Below are 23,473 nucleotides of genomic sequence, written 5' to 3' on the forward strand. Positions count from 1 at the left end.
AATGAGTCGCTACGGATTAATATTGAGAAGGGATGTGAGTCGCCATTCTGAACCTGAACAGTGTGCAGAATGGCGGAAATAAATTAACGCAGGTGATGGATAACCTGATTACCGCTGCCGCGCCAGAGCAGTGAGGGATCTTTTAGATCTTGCACGAACTTGCCGTCAACCAACACGTTGATCAGATCAACCACTTGTTGTTGTTCGTCGGTCAGTTCAGCCAAAGTGTAACCTGTCCAGATCCAGATATCTTTGCCGTCGCACTCATTACGCACTCGCTTAACCAGTTGCAGTATCGCAGACAGGTTTTGCGGGTGCAGCGGATCACCGCCGGAGAGGGATAACCCCTGCCGATGGATACGGGTATCATTCAGATCAGCAACTATCTGATCCTCTATTTCACGGGTAAATGGCTTACCCGAATTCAGTCGCCAGGTACTTTTGTTATAACAGCCGACACACTCGTGCACGCAGCCAGAGACGAACAGCGTGCAGCGTGTGCCTGGGCCGTTGATGACATCGACCGGGTAGTATTGATGGTAATTTATAATCAGTGCCTCCCTTTGTACTTGGTGCTGCGGGGGGGCTGAGTTCGCTTGCCGCCTACCTGCAACGCCGATTACTTTGGGTAATATCGTATTAAGTGGTTAGCCCAGTTGTCCGTTCGCCAGATGTTTCACGCGCCGTTTCACTTCTTCTTGCTTACCGGCATTGAATGGCCGTGCATCCGGGCTACCCAGATAGCCACATACTCTACGGGTTACTGAGACTTTCGATGGCTCATGATTGCCACATTTCGGGCAGGTAAAACCTTTGCTGGTACAAGAGAATTCACCGGTGAAGCCACATTCGTAGCACTCATCAATTGGCGTGTTAGTACCGTAATAGGGCACTCGGCTGTAGCTGTAATCCCAGACATCTTCCAACGCTCTGAGGTTATGCTGCAAGTTAGGGTATTCGCCGTAACAAATGAAGCCGCCATTCGCCAATGGTGGGTAAGGTGCTTCGAAGTCCAGTTTGTCGTATGGGTTAACTTTCTTCTCAACGTCCAGATGGAAGCTGTTGGTGTAATAGCCCTTGTCGGTGACGCCATCCACCACGCCAAATTCAGCGGTATCAAGGCGGCAGAAGCGGTCACACAGGTTTTCACTTGGTGTGCTGTACAAGCTGAAGGCGTAACCCGTTTCATCTTTCCAGGTGTCTGTTGCTTGTCTCATCCGTTCGACGATAGCCACGCCCTTTTCACGCAATTTTTCGTCATCAAAGACATGGGTCTGATGACCAAACAGCGCATTAACCGTTTCATGGATACCGATAAAGCCCAGCGAGATGGATGCGCGGCCATTTTTAAAGATCTCAGAAACGTTGTCGTCGGCTTGTAAGCGCACGCCGCAAGCCCCTTCCATATACAGAATCGGTGCCACGCGTGCTTTAATCCCTTCCAGACGGGCAATACGGGTCATCAGGGCTTTCTTGGCTAACAGCAGGCGTTCATCCAGTAATTGCCAGAAGTGGGCTTCATCGCCTTTGGCTTCCAGCGCAATACGTGGCAGGTTAAGGCTGATAACCCCCAAGTTATTACGGCCATCATGGATCTGTTTACCCTCTTCTTCATACACACCGAGGAAGCTGCGGCAGCCCATTGGGGTTTTAAAGGAACCGGTGACTTTTACGACTTGGTCGTAATTCAGAATGTCTGGGTACATGCGTTTAGTCGCACACTCCAGCGCCAACTGTTTGATATCGTAATTGGCATCACCAAACTTATGATTCAGACCATCACGGATAGCAAACACCAGTTTCGGGAATACCGCGGTTTTGCGATTTTTGCCCAAGCCGGCAATACGGTTACGCAAAATGGCCTGCTGGATCATGCGTGATTGCCAACTGGTGCCCAAGCCAAAACCGAAAGTGACAAACGGTGTCTGACCGTTGGCGGTGTGAAGGGTATTAACTTCATATTCCAGCGACTGGAAGGCGTCGTAACACTCTTTCTCGGTGCGCGACATGGCATAACCGGCGGCATCAGGAATTTGCCACTCTTGGGCCACAGATTTATGTTTGTTAAAACTTTCAGTGACAAACGGGGCCAGAATTTCATCGATACGGTTAATGGTTGTACCACCATAGATATGGCTGGCAACCTGAGCGATAATTTGTGCGGTCACTGCGGTGGCAGTAGAAATGGATTTCGGTGGTTCGATTTCCGCATTACCCATTTTAAAGCCTTGGGTCAGCATGCCGTCGAGATCAATCAACATACAGTTGAACATCGGGAAGAAGGGCGCGTAATCCAAATCGTGATAGTGGATTTCGCCTCGTTCATGCGCTAACACCACATCCCGTGGCAAGATATGCTGTTTGGCATAATGTTTCGCGACAATACCCGCCAGCAGATCGCGCTGGGTGGGGATCACTTTACTGTCTTTATTGGCATTTTCGTTAAGCAGCGCTTTGTTACTTTGCTCAACCAATCCACGGATTTCCTGATTCAGGCGACCACGCAGTTCCCGCGAGATATCCCTGTCATGGCGATATTCAATATAGGCGCGAGCTAACTGCTTGTATTGACCGGCCATCAGTTGGTTTTCTACCGCAGTTTGGATGTCGCGGATATCAACTTTCGGCTGGTTTTCCATCGTCTGAGCGACCACTCGGGCAACAGTTGCACAATAATCTGCGTCCACAACGCCAACAGCTAAGGCTGCACGCTCGACGGCTTCCTTGATCCGCACCTCATCGAAAGGTACCTGACAACCGTCCCGCTTAATCACTACTGTTTTCACAATGCCTGCTCCTGTTGCCTGTAGCAAAGGTTATCCACAAGACAAGCCGCAGCGCATAAGGGCTGCGGGGAAGGTGTGGATGGTTTGTGGATAACTACTACATATAGGTGTTTGAATTACTATAAACACTATATATGGGTAATGGCAGAAGTGACAGTCAACTAATTTGACTTAGAACAAGGAAATCGACGTTAGGTCTATTCCCTGTTCAGTGCGTCACAAAAACGATATTTTTATGTGACTTATTGTGCGGATAAAGCGTGATGCGGACCGAAATGTTTTAACAGAAAATCAACCCAAACGCGGACTCTGAGCGGTAAATCGGCAGAAGCATAATAAAGCCATACTGGGGTAGGGGTGGGCCAGTAACTCGCCAATACGGGCATAAGGCTACCGTCAGCAAAATGTGATGCTGCATGCCATTGTGCCACATAGGTGATCCCCATATCCGCTAATGCGGCATGTAGCAGCATATCCGGCTGGGAAGAGATCAAACGACCTGACAACTCTAAAGATTGTACCTCATTATTTTGCTGCAATTGCCATTTTACTCTCCGGCCATTTGATGGATTACGGTGTATTAAACACTGATGTTGATAGAGATCCTGTGGGCTGGTGGGTGAACCATTGCGGGCCAGATAAGCAGGGGATGCCGCCAGAAGCATTTGCATTGGGTAAAACTGGCGGGCAATTAAGCGGCTATCGGGATCGATGCGAGTACCGATCCCGACATCAAAGCCTTCTCCGACCAAATTCACCACTCTGGCCTCCAATGAAAGATCCAAATCAATCTGTGGATAACGCGCCATAAATTTTGGAATAAGTGGCATCAACAGTTGGCGGCCAAAGCCGGGGATGACACTGACCCGTACCGTACCACTGGGTTGTTGCTCATCATTATTACGCACCGTATCCAGTGTGTTGGAAAGTGCCTGCCACAGTGGTGCCACTCGTGCCAGTAATGTTTTGCCTTCATCCGTTAGCACCACACTGTGGGTATTGCGCTGAAACAGACGTAGCGCCAGTTTTTCTTCCAGAACGCGGATATTCTTGCTGACCGCAGCAGGTGTGATACCTAGCTGTCTGGCGGCGGTGGAGAAGTTCTCACTCTGAGCTGCGGTGAGAAAAGCGGGCAGTAAACGATGAATATCCAAAGGCAGCGACATAGTGGTTGATACCTTGAGTTGAAATTAATGTGACTGATAGCAGCCTACACCTGCCTGCCGGAAAATGAAAAAATAAGGTTATCAAATTGGTTGGAGAAAGCGCTATGTCCGGTATTTTAGTTTTAACATCCCATCGTCACCCAGATGAGTCTCGTATTAACCGTCGGTTGATAGAGGCAATCCGCCCATTAGCGAATGTCACGGTGCATGAATTGATGCGTGAATACCCTGATTTTCAAATAGATGTGGTGCGGGAACAGGAGTTGTTGAAGTCACATGATGTGATTGTGATGATGTTTCCGTTTTACTGGTACAGCTCACCGGCTATTTTAAGTGAATGGCAGGATGCGGTATTAACTCATGGTTTTGCCTACGGCAGTGGTGGCAATAAGCTACAGGGTAAGCCGTTGCAGTTGGTGGTTTCCACGGGTGGGAAGGCACAGGATTATACGCCACAAGGATATAACCGTTATCCGGCGTTGGATCTGTTATTACCCTTCCATGCGATGGCGAACCTGACCGGGATGGATTATTTGCCACCGTTTTTGGTGCAGGGGGCAAATGAGATGTCTGAAGATACTTTAGATCGTTATGTTCAAGGTGTGGTGGGGTTGGTTAAGGGGTTTTAGTCACTCGTCCTGGTGGTAAGTGATCCGGTTTATTATTTTGGTTGATTTGGTTGATTTGGTTGATTTGGTTGATTTGGTTGATTTGGTTGTTAGAGTGGTTCGGATCATTATTTCGGTTGATAATCGTTCAGTGCTCAATTCATTTCCGCCACCTCAACCGAGTTAAGGCCCATAAGCGTGGGCCTTAACAATCCGCGCTTGCGCACGTATCGCTGGCCTGCTGCGCAGGTACCCTCAATCATCGTTCCGGCTAACGGACGGCTTTATTCGCGTCCCTGCTCATGACGCCTCAACCCGCCGTCCTTGGCGGGTTGCCTTGCCTACTCTCTTCACTCGGCGGCTCAAATGTGCTTTTAAACATCAAAACCTAAAGAAAAGGTTTTGATTTTGACGTTGGGCGCAATCAGGAATATTGCCGACAAAGATTGCAGGCCGAATGAGCCGCATGGACGCGGCGAAAGGGGCTGTCGAGCTGGGAGCGAGTCGGCCCCGGTTCGATTAGCCTGCAAGCGGCCGGAGGGCATGGTGAAGCCACAATATTTCGCGCAAGCGCGGGATTCCACAAGGGGGCGCGCCCGCCCCCTTTGGCGGTTGAGGCGACTAAGGTTAGGTTAGCCGTAAAGTTATAACAACCGAATCTGAGCACCGAATCAACCGAAACAGTGATCCGATCTACTCTAACAACCGAATCTGAGCACCGAATCAACTGAAACAGTGATCCGATCAACTCTATCAACCAAACCTTAACCCACGAGTGAACGGCAAAACGCTATCCCATAAAATGTTCAGCCAGCTCTAAATCCTGCCGGGTAAACTCTCTTACTATCTTCCCGCTCTCCATCAGGGCCGCGCGTTCAGACATATGGGCCACCACATCGCTGTCGTGGCTGACCAATAAATATGTCATGCCATGTTCGCGTTTCAAGTGATTGAGCAAATTGAGGATCTCTGCCTGCACTGACATATCTAACGCCGAGGTTGGCTCATCCAACAACAGCAGTTTAGGGCGCAGCAGCAAGGCGCGGGCAATAGCAATGCGTTGGCGCTGGCCGCCAGAGAACTGATGAGGGTAACGCTGGGCGGCAGAAGCAGGCAGACCTACTTGTTCTAATGCACTGACAATTCGCTGCTGGATATTCTTTTCACCATGAATCTTTAATGGCTCACCCAGTGTGCGCTGGATATTATGCTGAGGGTGCAGCGAGGCATAAGGGTCTTGAAACACCATCTGCACATCTTTACGCAGTTGGCCGGCGAAACGGTGCCCTGGCCGTAACGGTGTACCCAGCAAGGTTATCTCTCCTTGCCATTCTCGCTGTAGACCGGCCAGAGTGCGTAATACGGTGGATTTACCACAACCGGATGCACCGATCAGGCTGAAGGTTTCACCCGCTTCAACCGCAAAACTTACGGATTCAACCGCTGTTTTTACCTGATTCTTCTGAGGGAAACTGACCCGAAGATTATTGACTTCAATCAGTGCCATGGGAACCTCCAGAGAAATCAGCGCTGCGATCTAATACTGGCAAGTCAGTGCCATAGGTGCCGGCATTCGGGCGGCAAGCCCATAACGTATGGGTATAAGGATGAGTTGAATAAGGTAAGTCTGCCGCCGCCCCCTGATCGACCAGTTTCCCTTGATACATCACCAGCACGCGATGGCAATGCTCAGCGACCAACGGCAAATCGTGGCTTATCAACAGTAAACTCATATTGCGCTGCTCGGTTTGTTCAACAATCAATTCAAGAATTTGATTACGCAGTTTGGCATCTAAGGCTGATGTTGGTTCGTCGGCAATTAATACCCGAGGGTTATTCACCAACGCTATAGCTAACATTGCCCGCTGGCCCATTCCGCCGGAGAGTTGGCCGGGATAGCTGTGATAAGCACCTTCATTCAGCCCAACGGCGGCCAGTGCGTTTAATACCCGCTCATGAGCATCAGCCCCTGAAAGGGCATTATGTAACAGCAAGGATTCTTCAATTTGCTTACCCACGGTTCGCACCGGATTCAGTGCGTAGCGGGGGTCTTGCAGCACCATAGCAATTTCACTGCCACGTAACGCACCCCACTGTTTCGGCTTGAGGGACGTCAAATCGTGTTCGACGATCTTACCGGGGTTTCCTTGTGCATCGGTATTGTCAGAGTAATAACTCAGCTTTTTGGCGCTGACTTTGCCCGGTGAGCGGACTAATCCCATCAATGCTCTGGCAGTAATAGATTTACCGGAACCAGATTCACCAACCAGAGCGACGCGCTCATGGCCAAGCTGGAAAGAGATATTATCCACCACCCGCTGTTGTTTAAAGTCGACACTCAAGCCTTCAACGGCGAAAATTTTATCAGTCATGGTGAGGATCCAAAATATCGCGCAGGCCATCGCCTAACAGATTAAAAGCCATACTGCTGAGCAAAATGGCGCAGCCTGGAATGGCGGCGATCCACCATTGATCGAAGATAACCTGCATTCCGTCGGCAACCATTGATCCCCATTCGGACATCGGCGGTCGGGCACCCAGGCCGAGGAAACCTAACCCGGCAGCGGCCAAAATAATGCCTGCTAAATCCAGCGCCAGACGCACCACCGCCGAGGGAAGACACATGGGTAAAATATGGCCCCACAGCAGCCGAAGACCTTTAATTCCCATCATTTCAGCGGCGGCCAGATAATCACTTTTGCGTAATAATTGGATCTCGGCTCTGGCCTGACGGGCATAGGCCGGCCAGGTAGTCAGTGCCAATGCCAATGCGCCATTAATCAAACCGGGGCCGAGCATCGCCACGAAGGCAAAGGCCAGAATCAGCCGTGGCATCGACATCACTACATCAGTGATGCGCATCAAAATGCGTTCGAGCCAGCCACCGTAATAACCGGACAGCACGCCGACCAGCAACCCCAATGGTAGTGTGATCACGGTAACCAACAGTACCAGCCCTAAGGTTGGGCGGGTGCCGTAAATCAGGCGCGACAGCATATCGCGGCCATAACTGTCAGTACCGAGCCAGTGGTGTGCACCCGGCGGTAATAAACGGTCGGCTGCGTTTTGCCAGTTGGGATCTTGTGGCGCTAACCACGGGGCGAAAATCGCAATGATCACCAGTGAGGAGAGAATAAACAGCCCAATGCTGGTGGAGGGGGAACGCTTTAGCGCGTGGCAGAAGGTTATCATCGACATATCAGCGCGTTCTCGGATCCAGCAGGCGGACCAACAGATCCGTCACATTGTTAATCAAAATAAAGCAGATACCTAGCAGCAGTGTCCCGCCCATAATCGCGGTGGTATCGCCGGCAAATAGAGCGCTGGTCAGATAGCGGCCAATACCCGGCCAGGCAAAGACGGTTTCAGTTAACACCGCGCCTTCCAACATACTGGTATAGGCCAGTGCAATCACCGTCAGCAACGTACCACGGATATTGGGTAGCACATGCATCAGCAGAATTCGCATTTCACCTGCGCCTTTCGCTCTTGCCAATGTAATGTACTCTTTATTCAACTCGCTCAGGCAGGCTGAACGGGTCAGGCGGGTGATACTGGCCAGGGCATAATAAGAAAGCAGGGAAACCGGCAAAATTAAATGGGCAATGGCATTACTAAAGGCACCGGTATCATCGGAGCGCCAGGTGTCGATCAGCGCAAACCCCGTCTTCGCTTCCACGGTATATTGATAAATATCGTCAAGGCGGCCGGGGCCTGGGCTCCATTGCAAGCGCGCATAAAACAGCAGCAACATCAGCAGGCCAAGCCAAAAGATAGGTACCGAGTTACCCAGCAGGGTAATAAAGCGAATAGTGGCATCCAGCTTGCTGCCTGCCCAGCGGGCGCACAATAAGCCGAGGATAACGCCCAGTGCTGCGCCAATCACTAAGGACAAGGTGGCCAGCTCTAACGAGGCGGGGAAAACCGTCAGCAGATCTTGTAACACCGGTTGGCCGCTGGCACTGGCAGTACCCAGATCGCCATGGAGCAGCCGCACCAAATAGTGCCAGAACTGTACTGGTAATGGCTGATCCAGCCCAAGTTGGTGTTTAACTTGTTGATAGGTAGCCTCACTGGCGTGGTCACCCACAATTTGTAATACCCGATCCACTGGCGACAGCGCCGACAGGAAAAAGGTAATTACCAGTAGACCGAATAAGGTCAGGGCCAGAGTAAATAAACCCTGTAAAAACCCCCAAAGACGACGCCGGGATGGGGATCCCGGCGTATTATTTAGTGCGACAGACATCAACTAGCAACTCACTATTTCACAAATAAATTTATCAACCAGCTATGCCCAAGAACTTGGCGTTACAGGTAGGCGGCAAGTGAACGAGTCCCGATGAGCTTACACTGGTAAGTGATTCGGGTGAGTTCGCGCAGCTAACAACCCTGCAACTTCAAGTACGCAGGGAATAGGCTATTTGCTGACACGGTCATAATAGACCATATCCGCATTCAGACCTTGCTGATAGCCTTTTACGTTATCTCGCAGCACAACTTGTGCTTTGGCTTGATCAATAAAGATATAAGGCGAGTTCTGTTGCAGCTCTTGTTGCAACTGGGTGTAGAGCGCAGTGCGTTTTGCCGGATCGGCTTCTGCAACGGCGGCCAATGTTTGTTTATTCAGCTCAGGAATAACCCAACCGTTTAAACCCGCAACGGTGCTGCTTTTGCCGTCGTTATAGGCAAAGGCGCTGGCATTGGAGTGTGCATCGAAGTAATCCGGGATCCACAAACGGATAGCAGACTGATGTTGTTTGGCTCGAACTCGGCCATACACCTGGCTGCCTGCTGCTGGCAGTAACACCAGTTTCACGCCACCTTGGGCAAAACTTGCCTGTAACGACTGAGCGATAGTGATAAACGGTGGTTTGTTCTCAACATCCAGTGTCAATGTGGCATCTTTAATACCTGCTTTGGCCAAAATCTCTTTGGCTTTAGCCGGATCAAAGGTGAAAGGCTTGCTTTCCAGTGCGCCCGGTAAACCAACCGGCAAGAAGCTTTGATGCACGAAATATTGGCCTTTCAGCAGATCTTTAGTAATCCCTTCATAATCAACCAAATAGCGGGCAGCCTGCCAGAATTGAGGTTTGCTCAGTAATGGGTTAGCGGGGTTAGCCGTATTGAAAACCAAATAGTTTTGTTCCGCTGATGGGATCTCAACTACCTTGACGCCGGCTTGCGTTTTCAGCGCGGCTGTCTGATCTGGCCCCAATTCGCGGGCAATATCCGCATCACCCTGCTGAATCAACAGGCGGCGGGCGCTTGGGTCCGGTACGTTCTTGATAATAATATTTTTAATCAGCGGCTTATCACCCGGAGATGTCGGGTTGGCGTCCAGCACAATGGCTTGGTGCGGCTGATACACTCGCATTTTGAATGGGCCACTACCGGCTGAGTGCATTTTCAGCCAGGCATTGCCATAATCATTTTCTTTTACATTGGCGGTGACGGCTTTCTTATCAACAATTGAGGCGATTGGGGTTGATAAGATATTCAGAGCAACCGCAGGGCTAACATCGGCGCTCCAGCTCAGTTGCACGGTCTTGTTATCAATCTTTTTCAGATGTTGATCGATGTTGCTTGCGTCCCAGCCCAGTACATTAAGGATGAAAGCTGGTGAACGGTTCATTTTTATCGCACGGGTAAAGGAGTAAATCACGTCATCGGCCTGCACTGGGTTACCAGAAGCAAACTCAGCCTTCGGGCGTAATTTCACCGTCAGGGTTTTGGCTGCGGCATCACCTTGCCAACTTTCAGCAAGGATCGGCACTACTTTTGCCGGATTATCACGATCAGCCTGTACCAGACGCTGGTAGAGACTCGGAACCGTCTGAATGCTCGACAGTTCATTACTTTCAGCCGGATCAAGACTGACGATATCATCCAGGGATTGCACTACAACCAGAGTATCTGGCGGCGTTGCTGCAAGTGCGCTACCAGATAGTGCTGTCAAAACCAATAATGACAGAATTTTAGCTTTCATTGTGACTCCCCGAAATGGGCTACAACCACGAATATTTTTCGCGTTAATAGCCAGTATAGATAGTTAACATCGCTAGGAAATTATTGTTTTTTCGACTATTTCATCGCAGTTTCTCACGATAGTGGCTTTCCTGTCTGTGGTCAAAGTCTCAACAGTTATTTGTTATAACAATTAGTGATAAAGAAATATTACAAAAAAGTAATGATTATTAACTCGCCCAGCAGCAGCACAATCTTTATTCCAGATAAATAAATGTTAAACGCTTCCCACACAATGAGGGATGAATTAGTTATAATGAAACGTTATTTCATTTTATTCACCCCAAAGGGAAAGCCATGATTACCGGAAATATTCACCATTTGGAATTGTTGCCTTATCTGCCTGCACAATTAAAAGAAGCTATTGAATATGTGAAGAGCCATATCACCGCAGAAACCCCATTGGGTAAGCATGATATCGATGGCAATAATCTCTTCGTATTGATCTCCAATGACTGCACGGATTATCTGGAAAATCGCCGTGCGGAATACCACGCTAAATATCTGGATATTCAGATTGTTTTGGCGGGCGTCGAGGGGATGACATTCAGTAATCAGCCTGCCGGTAAGCCGGATACTGACTGGTTGGCGGACAAAGACATTGCCTTTCTACCGGCGGGTGTTGATGAGAAGCTGTTTGTCATGCAGACCGGTGATTTTGTGGTGTTTTACCCAGGTGAAGTACATAAACCACTGTGTGCGGTGGGGGAACCGGCTAATGTGCGCAAAGCGGTTGTGAAGATATCTGTAAAATAAGCTATTTCACTCGCCAGCTTGAGCTTCGGGCAGTGCTCGCCGCCGTCACATACTCCATGTATGCTCCGTTGGCTGCGCACTGTCCGCACTCAACTTGCCTGCGCCAATAACGCTTATTGATTTGTTGTGAAAATAATTAAAAGCCGATACATCAGATGATCGGCTCTGTTATGTTTAGTCTTGGCCCAATGTGGCGACCATAACTGCTTTGATGGTATGCAGGCGGTTTTCTGCCTGATCAAATACGATGCTATGGGTGGATTCAAACACCTCTTCGGTAACTTCCATTCCACCGGGCAAATCATACTGTTCGGCCATTTGCTTGCCTACGGTAGTTTGGTCATCGTGGAATGCTGGCAGGCAGTGCAGGAATTTGACCTGCGGGTTACCGGTGAGTTTTACCACCGCCATGTTGACCTGATAAGGTTTCAGTAAGCTAACACGTTCTTGCCACACCTCTTTTGGCTCACCCATTGACACCCAAACATCGGTATACAGGAAGTCAGCGCCTTTTACCCCTTCGGCAATATCTTCTGTCAGCGTGATTTTACCGCCCGTTTTCTGTGCCTGCGCCCGGCAAGCCGCCACCAGGTTAGCCTCTGGCCAACATGCTTTTGGTGCAACCAGACGTAGATCCATCCCGACCAACGCCGCTGCTTCCAGCATGGTGTTACCCATGTTGTTACGTGCATCACCAAGATAGGCAAATTTCATTTCACTCAGCGCTTTACCTGGCAAATGCTCTTGCATGGTCAGCAAATCAGCCAGTAACTGGGTTGGATGAAATTCATTTGTCAGACCATTCCATACCGGAACACCGGCAAATTCGGCTAATGTTTCAACGATTTGCTGGCCGTGGCCGCGATATTGGATACCGTCATACATGCGCCCTAGCACTCTGGCAGTATCTTTAATTGATTCTTTATGCCCAATTTGGCTCCCACCTGGGCCGAGGTAAGTCACGCGAGCACCTTGATCATATGCGGCAACTTCGAAAGAGCATCGAGTACGAGTCGAGTCTTTTTCGAAGATGAGCGCGATATTCTTACCTACCAGCTTTTGCTGCTCACGGCCTGATTTCTTGGCTTGCTTGAGTTCAGCAGCCAGATCCAGCAGGGCCGTAATCTCGGTGGGGGTAAAATCCAGTAACCTCAGAAAGTGACGTTTATAGAACTGACTCATCTGTTCATCTCCATTTGCCCTTCATACTTGCTGTCTGACTACAACACCAATTATTAGGGGATTAATTGAACTTCAATGTGAATTTAAATTCAATTTATACGTATAAATATTCAATTACAACCCTAATCAATAAATCTTTCTCGTTTATAGTGGAGGCATTAGCGTGGGTGTGGGAAAATAGCACCATACAAAGCCCATTGACTGAGGATAAAGGCATGGCAAACCGCGAAATGCTGGACGAACAACGTGACGAAACCCGCCTGATCATCGAAGAACTGCTGGAAGATGGCAGTGATCCAGATGCGCTATACACCATCGAACATCACCTGTCTGCTGAGAAGTTCGAGGTGCTGGAGAAGGCTGCCGTTGAAGCATTCAAGCTGGGTTATGAAGTAACAGATGCTGAAGAGCTGGAAGTGGAAGATGGCTCATTAGTGATGTGCTGTGACGTGATCAGTGAAGTTGCGCTAAATGCTGAAATCATTGATGCACAGGTTGAACAACTGATTGCCCTGGCTGAGACCTGTGGCGTTAACTACGATGGTTGGGGCACCTACTACGAAGACCCGAACGCCGAAGATGACGAAGACGGTGATTTCGGCGATGAAGAGTTGGTGGATGAAGACGACGACGGTAAGCGCCACTAAATTACCCTTCGTCCTTGACGCTATAGCGGTGTTAGCTGCACTCACTCACCCGAATCACTGACTTGTGTCAGCTCATCGGGATTTGCTCGTTTGCTGCCTTGCTATAGCGCCAATGACTTTGGGTAATTGCCTTGGTGCTTGACGCTATAGCGGTGTTAGCTGCACTCACTCACCCGAATCACTGACTTGTGTCAGCTCATCGGGATTTGCTCGTTTGCTGCCTTGCTATAGCGCCAATGACTTTGGGTAATTGCCTTGGTGCTTGACGCTATAACTGTGTTAGCGGCATTTTCCAGCTAATACTATCAGGGTGCGTTATGCGCCCTGAATAATCACAGTTTTTTCAGCATCGTCACTTCGCAGTCCACATGGCCAGTATTGCCCATCGAACAGTCAATATGCTCAAAACCCAGTTTCTCATATAAGCCAATGGCGCTGGTCAGACTGGCGGTGGTTTCCAGATAGCAGCGGCCAAAGCCCTGCTGGCGAGCAAAAGCTAACGCTTGTAACGCCAACTGCTTTGCCAAACCTTTACCGCGTAATATGGGCAGGAAATACATTTTCTGCAATTCACACAGATCGGCTTCGCCACCTGACAACGGCGCTATGCCGCCGCCGCCAGCGATATTACCGTCCACCTCGATCACCCAGTAAGCGCTACGTGGCTGACTATACAGCTCAAATAAGTGATCCAGATTAGGATCAGACACGGTATAGCCTTTATCTGCGGTCAAGCCGAATTCAGCCGAAACATCACGGATAACATTGGCAATAGCAAGATTGTCTGCGACGGTGATAGGGCGCACCAGCAGGCGGATAGGTGTGGCAGTGGTCATGGCGTATTACTCTATAAACCGATGGGTAATAACATAGTAATAATCTGTAATACCATCTATACCCGTCATACTTCAAGCTGTATGTGCGTTGGTTACACTCAATAACCCGAATCATTTACTACCAGTAAGCTCATCGGGATGATCTCGCTTGCCGCTTTCCTACAACTTGAATTATTTAGGCTATGACACTGAATTAATGCAATGATAAAAAAACAGCGGGTAAATAATTAGCCCGCTGTTCTTATCTGGCTATCGTGGTCTGAGTTAATTACAGAGCCGCGATGACTGCCTGCTGCTCAATTAACTTCTGTTTAGCTTCAGCGCAGGCCGCCATTCTTTCACGCTCTTTGGCGACCACCGCTTCAGGCGCACGCGCCACAAAGCCTTCGTTACCCAGCTTGCCTTCGATACGCTCAATCTCGGCTTCCAGTTTTGCGACTTCCTTCGCCAAACGATCCAACTCAGTAGCTTTATCGATCAAGCCCGCCATTGGGATCAGCACTTCTGCGCCTTCAACCAGTTTGGTCACCGATACTGGGCCTTTATCACCGTCAGCGAGCAGCGTGAGGGAGGACAAGCGTGCCAGCGACTGGATGAAACTCTGGTTTTCCAACACGCGGCGCTGAGCTTCAGCACTGGCACCACGCAGTATGACTTCCAACGGCTTACCTGGCGCGATGTTCATCTCTGCACGGATATTACGCACCGCAATGATGGTTTGCTTGATCCATTCCAAATCACTCAGGGCTTTTTCATCGACCTGGCTGGCATCATATTCTGGGAAAGGCTGCAACATAATGGTATCTGCTGTAATGCCTTTCAGGGTTTTAACCCGCTGCCAGATGGTTTCAGTGATGTAAGGAATGATTGGATGCGCTAAACGCAGCAATGCTTCCAGCACCTCAATCAGGGTATGACGGGTACCGCGCAGTTCAGCATCAGAACCACTGTTCATCACCGGCTTGGTCAGCTCCAGATACCAGTCACAGAACTGGTTCCAGGTAAACTCATACAAAATACCCGCCGCCAGATCAAAGCGGTAAGTGTCCATCGCTTCACGGTAGGCTTTGATGGTTTGATTGAATTCAGCCAGAATCCAGCGATCAGCCAGTGATAGCACCATTTCGCCGCCATTCTGCCCGCAATCCTGCCCTTCAGTATTCATCAGTACGAAACGGCTCGCGTTCCACAGCTTATTACAGAAGTTACGATAGCCTTCCAGGCGTTTCATGTCCCAGTTGATATCACGGCCGGTAGAGGCCAGCGCTGCCAGCGTAAAGCGCAGGGCATCAGTGCCGTGCGGTTCAATACCGTTCGGGAACTGTTTCTCGGTGCGCTTGCGGATTTTTTCCGCCAACTGTGGCTGCATCATGTTGCCGGTACGTTTTTCCAGCAATTCTTCCAGTGAAATACCGTCAACCATATCCAGTGGATCGATGACGTTACCTTTCGACTTGGACATTTTCTGCCCTTCGTCATCGCGGATAAGGCCGGTCATATAGACGGTCTTAAACGGCACCTGCGGCTTACCATTTTCATCTTTCATAAAGTGCATGGTCATCATGATCATGCGGGCAATCCAGAAGAAAATAATGTCGAAACCACTGACCACAACACTGGTCGGATGGAAGGTTTTCAACGCGTCGGTTTGCTCAGGCCAGCCCAATGTAGAGAACGTCCACAGACCGGATGAGAACCAGGTATCCAGCACGTCTTCGTCTTGACGCAATGCCACGTCTGCGCCCAGATTGTTTTCGCGGCGCACTTCAGCTTCATCGCGGCCGACGTACACTTTCCCTTGTTCGTCATACCAGGCTGGAATGCGGTGGCCCCACCACAGTTGGCGAGAGATGCACCAATCCTGAATGTCACGCATCCATGAGTAATACATATTTTCGTACTGCTTAGGCACGAACTGAATTTCACCGTTTTCTACCGCTTCAATGGCCACTTTCGCCAGCGGTGCTGTGCGTACATACCATTGGTCGGTCAGCATCGGCTCGATAACCACGCCGCCACGGTCACCATAAGGTACTGTCAGGTCGTGTGGCTTAACCTCTTCTAGCAGGCCAAGCTTATCAAATTCAGCGACAACAGCTTTACGGGCAGCAAAACGCTCCAAACCCTGGAACTGTTCTGGGATCGCACCGCTGCAAGCATCGGTAGCTTCACCGTTAGTATCAAACACTTCAGCTTCAGCACGGATATCACCGTCGAAAGTCAGAATGTTGATCATCGGCAGGGCGTGACGTTTACCCACTTCATAGTCATTAAAGTCATGCGCTGGGGTGATTTTCACGCAACCGGTGCCTTTCTCCATATCGGCATGTTCGTCACCGAGGATCGGAATACGGCGGCCAACTAACGGCAGGATAACTTCTTTGCCGATCAGATCCTTATAGCGCGGATCTTCCGGGTTTACTGCAACACCAGTATCACCCAATACGGTTTCCGGGCGAGTGGTGGCGACCACCAGGTAATCTTTACCTTCGGCAGTTTTGGCACCATCGGCTAGCGGATAACGCAGATGCCACATGGAACCTTTAGATTCGCGGTTTTCTACTTCCAGATCAGAAATAGCTGTGCGCAGTTTTGGATCCCAATTCACCAGGCGCTTGCCACGGTAAATCAGATCTTCTTTATGCAGGCGGACAAACACTTCTTTAACCGCATTAGACAGGCCATCGTCCATGGTGAAACGCTCACGCTCCCAATCCACGGAGTTACCCAGACGGCGCATTTGGCGAGTGATGGTGCCGCCTGATTCGCCTTTCCACTGCCAGATTTTATCGATAAACGCATCGCGGCCGTAATCGTGGCGGGTTTTGCCTTCTTCTGCGGCAATCTTACGCTCAACCACCATTTGGGTTGCGATACCGGCATGGTCGGTACCCGCCTGCCATAGGGTATTTTTCCCCTGCATGCGCTGGTAGCGAATCAAGGTATCCATAATAGTCTGCTGGAAAGCATGGCCCATGTGCAGGCTGCCGGTTACGTTCGGCGGCGGGATCATGATGCAATAGCTTTCTTTGCTGGTATCGCCATTTGGCTTGAAATAGCCCTGCTTTTCCCAATGCTCATACAGCGGTTGCTCGATTTCCTGCGGGCTGTATGTTTTATCGAGGGATGGCTCAGTTTTGTCGATATTAGAAGGTGTTTTTTCCATTTTCTTTTTATTTCAATTAGTTGGCGGCGTTGCCGTGGTCAAATGAAAGCCGACGCTGCGATAAGACTTATATCGGTCGCGCGCCAACTGTTTTAAATTTTCTTCGTAAGGGACGAAGTCTACCACTTCATGGAAAGCGGTGGCAAAACCTGCGAACTCTGGTAGCAGGCTGATCAGCAGGTCGCGCGGGGAATTACCGCGCCGTTCCGGCCAGGCCAGTTCAACTGGCGCGCCATATTTTGGCCCTTCACCGGCCAGATTATGGGGCACAAATTGCTCAGGTGCCCGTTGCCACAGAGCTTCATCCAGCCGCTGTGCCTGCTCCTGGTTTTCACAGGCGATCAGTACCCGCTTGCCTGCCCGCCAACGCTCAGCCGCAATTTCGCAGGCCAACGCTTCATGAGCGCGCAGCTCACCGGCGGGCGTGTCGTGTTCGAGCAGGTAGAAGGTGGCGTTTTTCATAGGTTCTCTACAACGCAAAGGGCACAAAAGTGTGCCCTTAGAATAGCATGATGTACATCAAACGATTAATCGTCGCCGTTTAGTCCTGCACGATTTAGCAGGAACTGAGACAACAACGCGACTGGACGGCCTGTTGCACCTTTGTTCTTGCCCGAACGCCAGGCTGTTCCGGCGATATCCAAATGCGCCCAGCTATATTTGCGGGTAAAGCGCGACAGGAAGCAGCCTGCGGTAATGGCCCCACCAGCACGGCCACCAATATTCGCCATATCGGCAAAATTGGAATCCAGTTGCTCGGCGTATTCATCACCGAGTGGCAAGCGCCATGCACGGTCACCAGCTTGTTCAGACGCACCAATCAGCTCATGAGCCAGTGGATTATGATTCGACATCAAACCGGTAATGTGGTGCCCTAATGCCACCACACACGCGCCGGTCAGCGTGGCGATATCAATCACCAGTTCGGGATCGAAACGCTCAACGTAGGTCAGCGCATCGCACAGTACCAAACGGCCTTCCGCATCGGTATTCAGCACTTCGACGGTTTGACCGGACATGGTGGTTAGAATATCACCTGGGCGATACGCGCGGCCACCTGGCATGTTTTCACAGCCCGCCAATACACCAATTACGTTCAACGGCAATTGCAGCTCAGCCACCACCCGCATTACGCCATAAACGGTTGCAGCACCGCACATGTCGTATTTCATCTCATCCATACCTTCGGCCGGTTTGATGGAAATACCACCGGAGTCGAAGGTCAGCCCCTTGCCTACCAGCACAATTGGCTTAGCGTCAGGGTTCGGATTACCCTTATATTCTATCACTGACATCAATGATTCATTCTGCGAACCATGGCCAACAGCCAGATAAGAGTGCATTCCCAGCTCTTTCATCTGTTGCTCACCAATAACGCGAGTAATGATGTTGGTGCTAAATGCATCGGCCAGTTGGCGCGCCTGAGACGCCAGATAGGCGGCGTTACAGATGTTTGGTGGCATATTGCCCAAGTCTTTAGCGGCTTTGATACCGGATGCTACTGCCAGACCGTGTTGTATTGCGCGCTCACCGCTGGTCAGTTCGCGGCGGGTTGGCACATTGAACACCATTTTACGCAACGGGCGGCGAGGCTCGGTTTTATTACTTTTAAGTTGATCGAAGGTGTAAAGCGTTTCTTTGGCTGTTTCTACCGCCTGACGCACCTTCCAGTAAGTATTGCGGCCTTTAACATGCAGTTCAGTTAGGAAGCAGACCGCCTCCATTGAACCGGTGTCATTAAGGGTATTGATGGTCTTCTGGATCACTTGCTTGTACTGGCGTTCATCAAGCTCACGCTCTTTGCCACAACCAATTAACAAGATGCGCTCGGAGAGAATATTCGGCACATGGTGCAGTAACAGCGTCTGCCCGACTTTGCCTTCAAGTTCACCACGGCGCAATAAAGCGCTGATGTAGCCATCACTAATTTTGTCGAGTTGTTCGGCAATTGGAGATAGACGACGAGGTTCGAAAACGCCGACTACAATACAGGCACTGCGCTGTTTTTCCGGGCTGCCGCTCTTTACACTGAACTCCATGCACTCTCCTGAATCTTAAAGACAAAGGCGCAGGCTACCGCTAGAATGTAGCGCTCCGCAACGATCTCTCTCCGTTGTGTTAACGACGTGTGTTAACCTTAACGGCATAAGTTGTTTTGTTTTGGCGACTATAAGCATGTTCCTATAGGACACCTAAACGCTAGATGCTGTAATACTATTTTAGCTGTGAAGGTTGCCATATGATGAGAATAAATGGCGGATTAACGATGAAACTATCGATTTTCCTGCAAAAAGACAAGTTTTCACAGGCGTATTAGCGTGATCATCATAAGATATCTGGTACGGGAAACACTTAAGAGCCAAATTGCGATTCTGTTCATCCTGCTATTAATCTTCTTTAGTCAGAAGTTAGTACGGATATTAGGCGCTGCGGTCGATGGTGAAATCCCGGCAAACCTGGTTTTATCCCTTTTAGGGCTCGGTGTGCCGGAAATGGCACAACTTATCCTGCCATTGAGCTTATTCCTTGGCCTGCTGATGACGTTGGGCAAATTGTACACGGAGAGTGAAATCACCGTGATGCATGCCTGCGGCATGGGCAAAAAATCCCTGATAATGGCGGCATTGATTCTGGCGCTGTTTACTTCTGCGTTGGCGGCAGTTAATACCATCTGGCTTGGACCCTGGTCTTCTAAACATCAAGACGAAGTATTGAATGATGCCCGCGCGAACCCAAGCTTGGCGGCCTTGGCCGGTGGGCAGTTTAAATCTTCAACTGATGGCAATTCAGCCTTATTTATCGGTAATGTGACGGGCAGAGAGTTTAACCGTGTATTTTTGGCACAATTGCGGCCAAACGGTAATCAACGTCCTTCTGTAGTTGTGGCTGATAGCGGCCATATGACCGAACGGCCAGATGGCTCGCAAGTGGTTATCTTAAACAAAGGTACCCGCTATGAAGGCACCGCGTTGTTGCGCGATTTTCGTATCACTGATTTTGTTGATTACCAAGCGATAATCGGCCATCAGGAAGTGCAGCAAAACAACAATGTGGCAGAACAGATGTCCATGAAACAGCTATGGCGCGCGAATCAACCCGATACCCGTGCTGAGTTTCACTGGCGTCTGACACTGATTGTTTCGGTCATTATTATGGCGTTGTTGGTGGTGCCACTGAGTGTTGTCAACCCGCGCCAAGGGCGAGTTCTGAGCATGCTGCCGGCCATGTTGTTGTATTTGATTTTCTTCCTGTTACAAAGCTCCCTGCGCTCTAATGCAGGTAACGGTAAGCTGGACCCATTTATCTGGATGTGGATCGTAAACGGTGCTTATCTGGCTGTGGCGGTGGTATTGAACCTGTGGGATGGCCTGCCGGCTCGTAAGTTACGTGCACGATTGAGAGGTGCTGCCTGATGTTTGGTGTATTAGACCGTTATATCGGACGGACTATCCTCAATACCATTTTGATGACGTTATTCATGCTGGTATCGCTATCTGGCATCATCAAATTTGTCGAGCAGTTACGTAAGGTCGGGCAGGGGGACTATTCAGCCGTTTCCGCTGGCATGTACACCCTGCTAAGCATCCCTAAAGATATTGAGATATTCTTCCCGATGGCGGCGCTATTGGGGGCATTGCTCGGTCTTGGATCATTGGCGACCCGCAGTGAACTGGTGGTGATGCAGGCATCAGGCTTTACCCGAATGCAAATTGCCGCGTCGGTGATGAAAACCGCGATCCCGCTGGTATTGCTGACAATGGCGATCGGCGAGTGGGTTGCACCGCAAGGCGAACAGATGGCACGCAATTTCCGTGCTCAGCAGATGTATGGCGGTTCATTATTATCGACACAATCGGGTCTGTGGGCGAAAGACGGCTCTGACTTTATCTATATCCAGCGGGTATCGGGTGACAACGAACTGACGGGCGTTAATATTTATCATTTTGATAAACAGGACCGTCTACTCTCAGTTCGTTACGCCGCAACTGCGACTTATGAAGACAATATTTGGCGTTTATCGCAGGTTGATGAGTCTGATCTTACCAATCCTAAGCAAGTGACAGGTTCGCAGACCTTGGCCGGTGAGTGGAAGACCAACCTGACACCAGAAAAACTGGGGGTGGTTGCGATGAACCCGGATTCGCTCTCCATTAGTGGTTTATACGATTACAGTAAGTACCTGCGGCAAAGCGGGCAGGAATCGAACCGTTACGAGTTGAACATGTGGGGCAAGATATTTGCGCCATTCTCAGTCGCGGTAATGATGCTAATGGCACTGTCATTTATTTTTGGCCCATTACGTAGTGTGCCGATGGGTGTTCGGGTGGTTACTGGCATCTTCTTCGGTTTTGTTTTCTACGTACTGGATCAGATTTTTGGCCCACTTAGTTTGGTTTACAGCATTCCACCGGTCATTGGTGCGCTGCTACCGAGTATACTTTTTCTCCTAATCAGTGTTTATTTGCTGCTAAAACGGCGTTGATGGCGTTTTTTTCGACACTTAGACCAAACTTAGTGGGATAACAGTTGCATGCGGATCATTGGTAGGTATAATTCACCTCGTTCTCCGCATACTACTTCAGTGCCGAAGTGGCGAAATCGGTAGACGCAGTTGACTCAAAATCAACCGCCGCGAGGCATGCCGGTTCGATTCCGGCCTTCGGCACCATTAGTATGTAAATAGACCTCAACTGAGGTCTTTTTTTATGCCTAAAATCCAGTCCCCGCAAGGCTCTTCTCGCTTTTTCAGTCAACATAAGTCAACCTGATTCAATCTACATCAACTTACTGATGTGGGTACAATTGCGGGTATATCCCGGTTCGATAATGTTTGTACCCACGCAGAACTCTTGAAGGGATACTCAACATGGCTCTGAGTGATGTGAAGGTTCGTACGGCCAAGCCAGAAGTAAAAGCCTATAAGCTTACAGATGGTGACGGTATGGTGTTACTGGTTCATCCTAACGGCTCAAAATACTGGCGGCTGCGATATCGCTTTGGTGGCAAAGAAAAGATGTTGGCGCTGGGGAAGTACCCTGAAATATCGTTGGCTGATGCCAGGGCACGGCGTGACGAAGCTCGTAAGCTGTTAGCTAACGGTGTGGATCCAAGTGAGAGCAAGAAAGCCGTTAAAGTAGAGCAGGAGCAAGAAGCGATAACTTTTGAAGTGGTAGCCAGAGAGTGGCATGCCAGTAATCGTCAATGGTCAGAAGCTCACAGTGCTCGAGTGCTCAAAAGCTTAGAGGACAATCTCTTTCAAGCCATAGGCAAACGGAATATTGCAGATCTCGGAACCCGTGATCTTTTACCTCCAATTAAAGCCGTAGAGATGTCTGGACGTCTTGAGGTGGCTTCCCGCCTGCAACAACGAACCACAGCGATAATGCGTTATGCAGTACAAAGTGGTTTAATTGATTACAACCCCGCGCAGGAGATGGCGGGCGCTGTCGCTACCGGTAAAAGAAAGCACCGTGCTGCACTTGAGTTAAACCGCGTTTCAGAGTTACTTCATCGCATCGATTACTACAGTGGCAGGCCATTAACCCGGCTAGCGGTAGAATTGACTTTATTGGTCTTCATCCGTTCCAGTGAATTACGTTTCGCCCGTTGGTCAGAAGTGGATTTTGAAACCGCCATGTGGACAATCCCTGGAGAGCGTGAACCACTGGAAGGTGTTAAACACTCGCACCGGGGATCAAAAATGCGTACTCCTCATCTTGTCCCCTTATCCCGTCAGGCTCTCGCTATTCTGCAAAAGATCAAAAGCATGAGTGGAAATCGTGAGCTGATTTTTATCGGTGATCACGACCCACGTAAGCCCATGAGTGAGAACACGGTGAACAAAGCCCTGCGTGTTATGGGCTACGATACTAAAGTAGATGTCTGTGGGCACGGTTTTAGAACTATGGCCTGTAGTTCATTGATTGAGTCGGGATTGTGGTCGAGGGATGCAGTAGAACGGCAGATGAGCCATCAGGAGCGTAACTCTGTGCGTGCGGCTTATATCCATAAAGCCGAGCACTTAGATGAACGCAGATTGATGATTCAGTGGTGGGCTGATTACTTGGATGCGAATCGGGAGAAGGGGGTTAGTCCGTTTGATTTTGGGAAGATTAACGCATTGGTGAAAATTCAGAATGGCTGATGATTGCCGAGTACATTCTATATGAATCCTAAAGGTAGTACATGACCCATTGATACATGTAGTAAAACCTCACTGACACAATCGGTCAGTGAGGCTAATGTTTCCATCTTAACCTTAGTTATCTCTGCATATGACCATGTGAGAGACATCTGTT

Annotated in this window: 19 protein-coding genes and 1 tRNA gene; 7 read left to right on the forward strand and 13 right to left on the reverse strand. The window is 49.7% G+C overall.

Features of this window, described 5'->3' with window-relative positions:
- Positions 1 to 83 precede the first annotated feature (83 nt).
- The 3 genes from nrdG to A6J67_RS05935 all read right to left on the reverse strand — a co-directional run bounded on the left by nrdG (position 84) and on the right by A6J67_RS05935 (position 3,952).
- Positions 84 to 548 (reverse strand): anaerobic ribonucleoside-triphosphate reductase-activating protein, encoded by a 465-nt coding sequence (nrdG, locus tag A6J67_RS05925; protein WP_032906658.1) that lies wholly within the window; start codon positions 546 to 548, stop codon positions 84 to 86.
- Between the two features lie 99 nt (positions 549 to 647).
- Positions 648 to 2,786, reverse strand: coding sequence for an anaerobic ribonucleoside-triphosphate reductase (nrdD, locus tag A6J67_RS05930; RefSeq protein ID WP_005186566.1), 2,139 nt, complete (start codon positions 2,784 to 2,786; stop codon positions 648 to 650).
- Between the two features lie 242 nt (positions 2,787 to 3,028).
- Entirely contained in the window at positions 3,029 to 3,952 is a 924-nt protein-coding gene (locus tag A6J67_RS05935) for a LysR family transcriptional regulator (protein WP_050297173.1), read from the reverse strand.
- A gap of 104 nt (positions 3,953 to 4,056) precedes the next feature.
- Here A6J67_RS05935 and A6J67_RS05940 point away from each other — a divergent pair, with 104 nt between their 5' ends.
- Entirely contained in the window at positions 4,057 to 4,581 is a 525-nt protein-coding gene (locus A6J67_RS05940) for an NAD(P)H-dependent oxidoreductase (RefSeq protein WP_005186573.1), read from the forward strand.
- Between the two features lie 769 nt (positions 4,582 to 5,350).
- Here A6J67_RS05940 and A6J67_RS05945 read toward each other — a convergent pair.
- The 5 genes from A6J67_RS05945 to A6J67_RS05965 all read right to left on the reverse strand — a co-directional run bounded on the left by A6J67_RS05945 (position 5,351) and on the right by A6J67_RS05965 (position 10,549).
- On the reverse strand, positions 5,351 to 6,067 hold the full coding sequence (locus A6J67_RS05945) for an ABC transporter ATP-binding protein (RefSeq protein ID WP_050073011.1): 717 nt from the start codon (positions 6,065 to 6,067) through the stop codon (positions 5,351 to 5,353).
- Complete coding sequence (locus A6J67_RS05950) at positions 6,054 to 6,932, reverse strand: ABC transporter ATP-binding protein (RefSeq protein ID WP_032906662.1); 879 nt, start codon at positions 6,930 to 6,932, stop codon at positions 6,054 to 6,056. Before A6J67_RS05950 ends, A6J67_RS05945 begins: the two co-directional genes overlap by 14 nt.
- A complete protein-coding gene (locus A6J67_RS05955; protein ID WP_005186584.1) occupies positions 6,925 to 7,758 on the reverse strand; it encodes an ABC transporter permease in 834 nt (277 codons plus the stop codon). The genes A6J67_RS05950 and A6J67_RS05955 overlap by 8 nt, the downstream gene beginning before the upstream one ends.
- A 1-nt stretch (position 7,759) precedes the next feature.
- On the reverse strand, positions 7,760 to 8,809 hold the full coding sequence (locus A6J67_RS05960; protein ID WP_005186585.1) for an ABC transporter permease: 1,050 nt from the start codon (positions 8,807 to 8,809) through the stop codon (positions 7,760 to 7,762).
- Between the two features lie 171 nt (positions 8,810 to 8,980).
- Positions 8,981 to 10,549, reverse strand: a complete 1,569-nt coding sequence (locus tag A6J67_RS05965; RefSeq protein WP_005186586.1) for an ABC transporter substrate-binding protein — start codon at positions 10,547 to 10,549, stop codon at positions 8,981 to 8,983.
- A gap of 335 nt (positions 10,550 to 10,884) precedes the next feature.
- On the opposite strand from A6J67_RS05965, the gene A6J67_RS05970 reads away from it, so the two are divergent.
- Positions 10,885 to 11,343, forward strand: coding sequence for a YhcH/YjgK/YiaL family protein (locus tag A6J67_RS05970; protein ID WP_005186587.1), 459 nt, complete (start codon positions 10,885 to 10,887; stop codon positions 11,341 to 11,343).
- 174 nt (positions 11,344 to 11,517) lie between these two features.
- Here A6J67_RS05970 and argF read toward each other — a convergent pair whose 3' ends face one another.
- Positions 11,518 to 12,525: an ornithine carbamoyltransferase gene (argF, locus tag A6J67_RS05975; RefSeq protein ID WP_042568665.1), complete on the reverse strand. Its 1,008-nt coding sequence runs from the start codon at positions 12,523 to 12,525 to the stop codon at positions 11,518 to 11,520.
- Between the two features lie 215 nt (positions 12,526 to 12,740).
- On the opposite strand from argF, the gene rraB reads away from it, so the two are divergent.
- Positions 12,741 to 13,172: a ribonuclease E inhibitor RraB gene (gene rraB, locus A6J67_RS05980; RefSeq protein ID WP_032906663.1), complete on the forward strand. Its 432-nt coding sequence runs from the start codon at positions 12,741 to 12,743 to the stop codon at positions 13,170 to 13,172.
- Positions 13,173 to 13,504: 332 nt separating this feature from the next.
- Here rraB and A6J67_RS05985 read toward each other — a convergent pair whose 3' ends face one another.
- From A6J67_RS05985 to pepA, 4 genes are all read right to left on the reverse strand, one after another.
- A complete protein-coding gene (locus tag A6J67_RS05985) occupies positions 13,505 to 14,008 on the reverse strand; it encodes a GNAT family N-acetyltransferase (protein WP_042568664.1) in 504 nt (167 codons plus the stop codon).
- A gap of 268 nt (positions 14,009 to 14,276) precedes the next feature.
- Positions 14,277 to 17,174, reverse strand: coding sequence for a valine--tRNA ligase (locus tag A6J67_RS05990; protein WP_042568663.1), 2,898 nt, complete (start codon positions 17,172 to 17,174; stop codon positions 14,277 to 14,279).
- A 12-nt stretch (positions 17,175 to 17,186) separates the two neighbouring features.
- A complete protein-coding gene (locus tag A6J67_RS05995) occupies positions 17,187 to 17,636 on the reverse strand; it encodes a DNA polymerase III subunit chi (protein WP_005186594.1) in 450 nt (149 codons plus the stop codon).
- Between the two features lie 65 nt (positions 17,637 to 17,701).
- Positions 17,702 to 19,213, reverse strand: coding sequence for a leucyl aminopeptidase (gene pepA / locus A6J67_RS06000; protein WP_005186600.1), 1,512 nt, complete (start codon positions 19,211 to 19,213; stop codon positions 17,702 to 17,704).
- Positions 19,214 to 19,492: 279 nt separating this feature from the next.
- On the opposite strand from pepA, the gene lptF reads away from it, so the two are divergent.
- From lptF to A6J67_RS06020, 4 genes are all read left to right on the forward strand, one after another.
- Positions 19,493 to 20,587, forward strand: a complete 1,095-nt coding sequence (gene lptF, locus A6J67_RS06005) for an LPS export ABC transporter permease LptF (RefSeq protein ID WP_005186603.1) — start codon at positions 19,493 to 19,495, stop codon at positions 20,585 to 20,587.
- Complete coding sequence (lptG, locus tag A6J67_RS06010) at positions 20,587 to 21,657, forward strand: LPS export ABC transporter permease LptG (protein WP_032906666.1); 1,071 nt, start codon at positions 20,587 to 20,589, stop codon at positions 21,655 to 21,657. The genes lptF and lptG overlap by 1 nt, the downstream gene beginning before the upstream one ends.
- 101 nt (positions 21,658 to 21,758) lie before the next feature.
- Positions 21,759 to 21,843, forward strand: a tRNA-Leu gene (locus tag A6J67_RS06015).
- 198 nt (positions 21,844 to 22,041) lie between these two features.
- Positions 22,042 to 23,319 (forward strand): tyrosine-type recombinase/integrase, encoded by a 1,278-nt coding sequence (locus A6J67_RS06020; RefSeq protein ID WP_080608069.1) that lies wholly within the window; start codon positions 22,042 to 22,044, stop codon positions 23,317 to 23,319.
- The last annotated feature ends 154 nt before the right edge of the window (positions 23,320 to 23,473 follow it).

The organism is Yersinia sp. FDAARGOS_228, assembly GCF_002073315.2.
GTDB lineage: Bacteria > Pseudomonadota > Gammaproteobacteria > Enterobacterales > Enterobacteriaceae > Yersinia > Yersinia intermedia.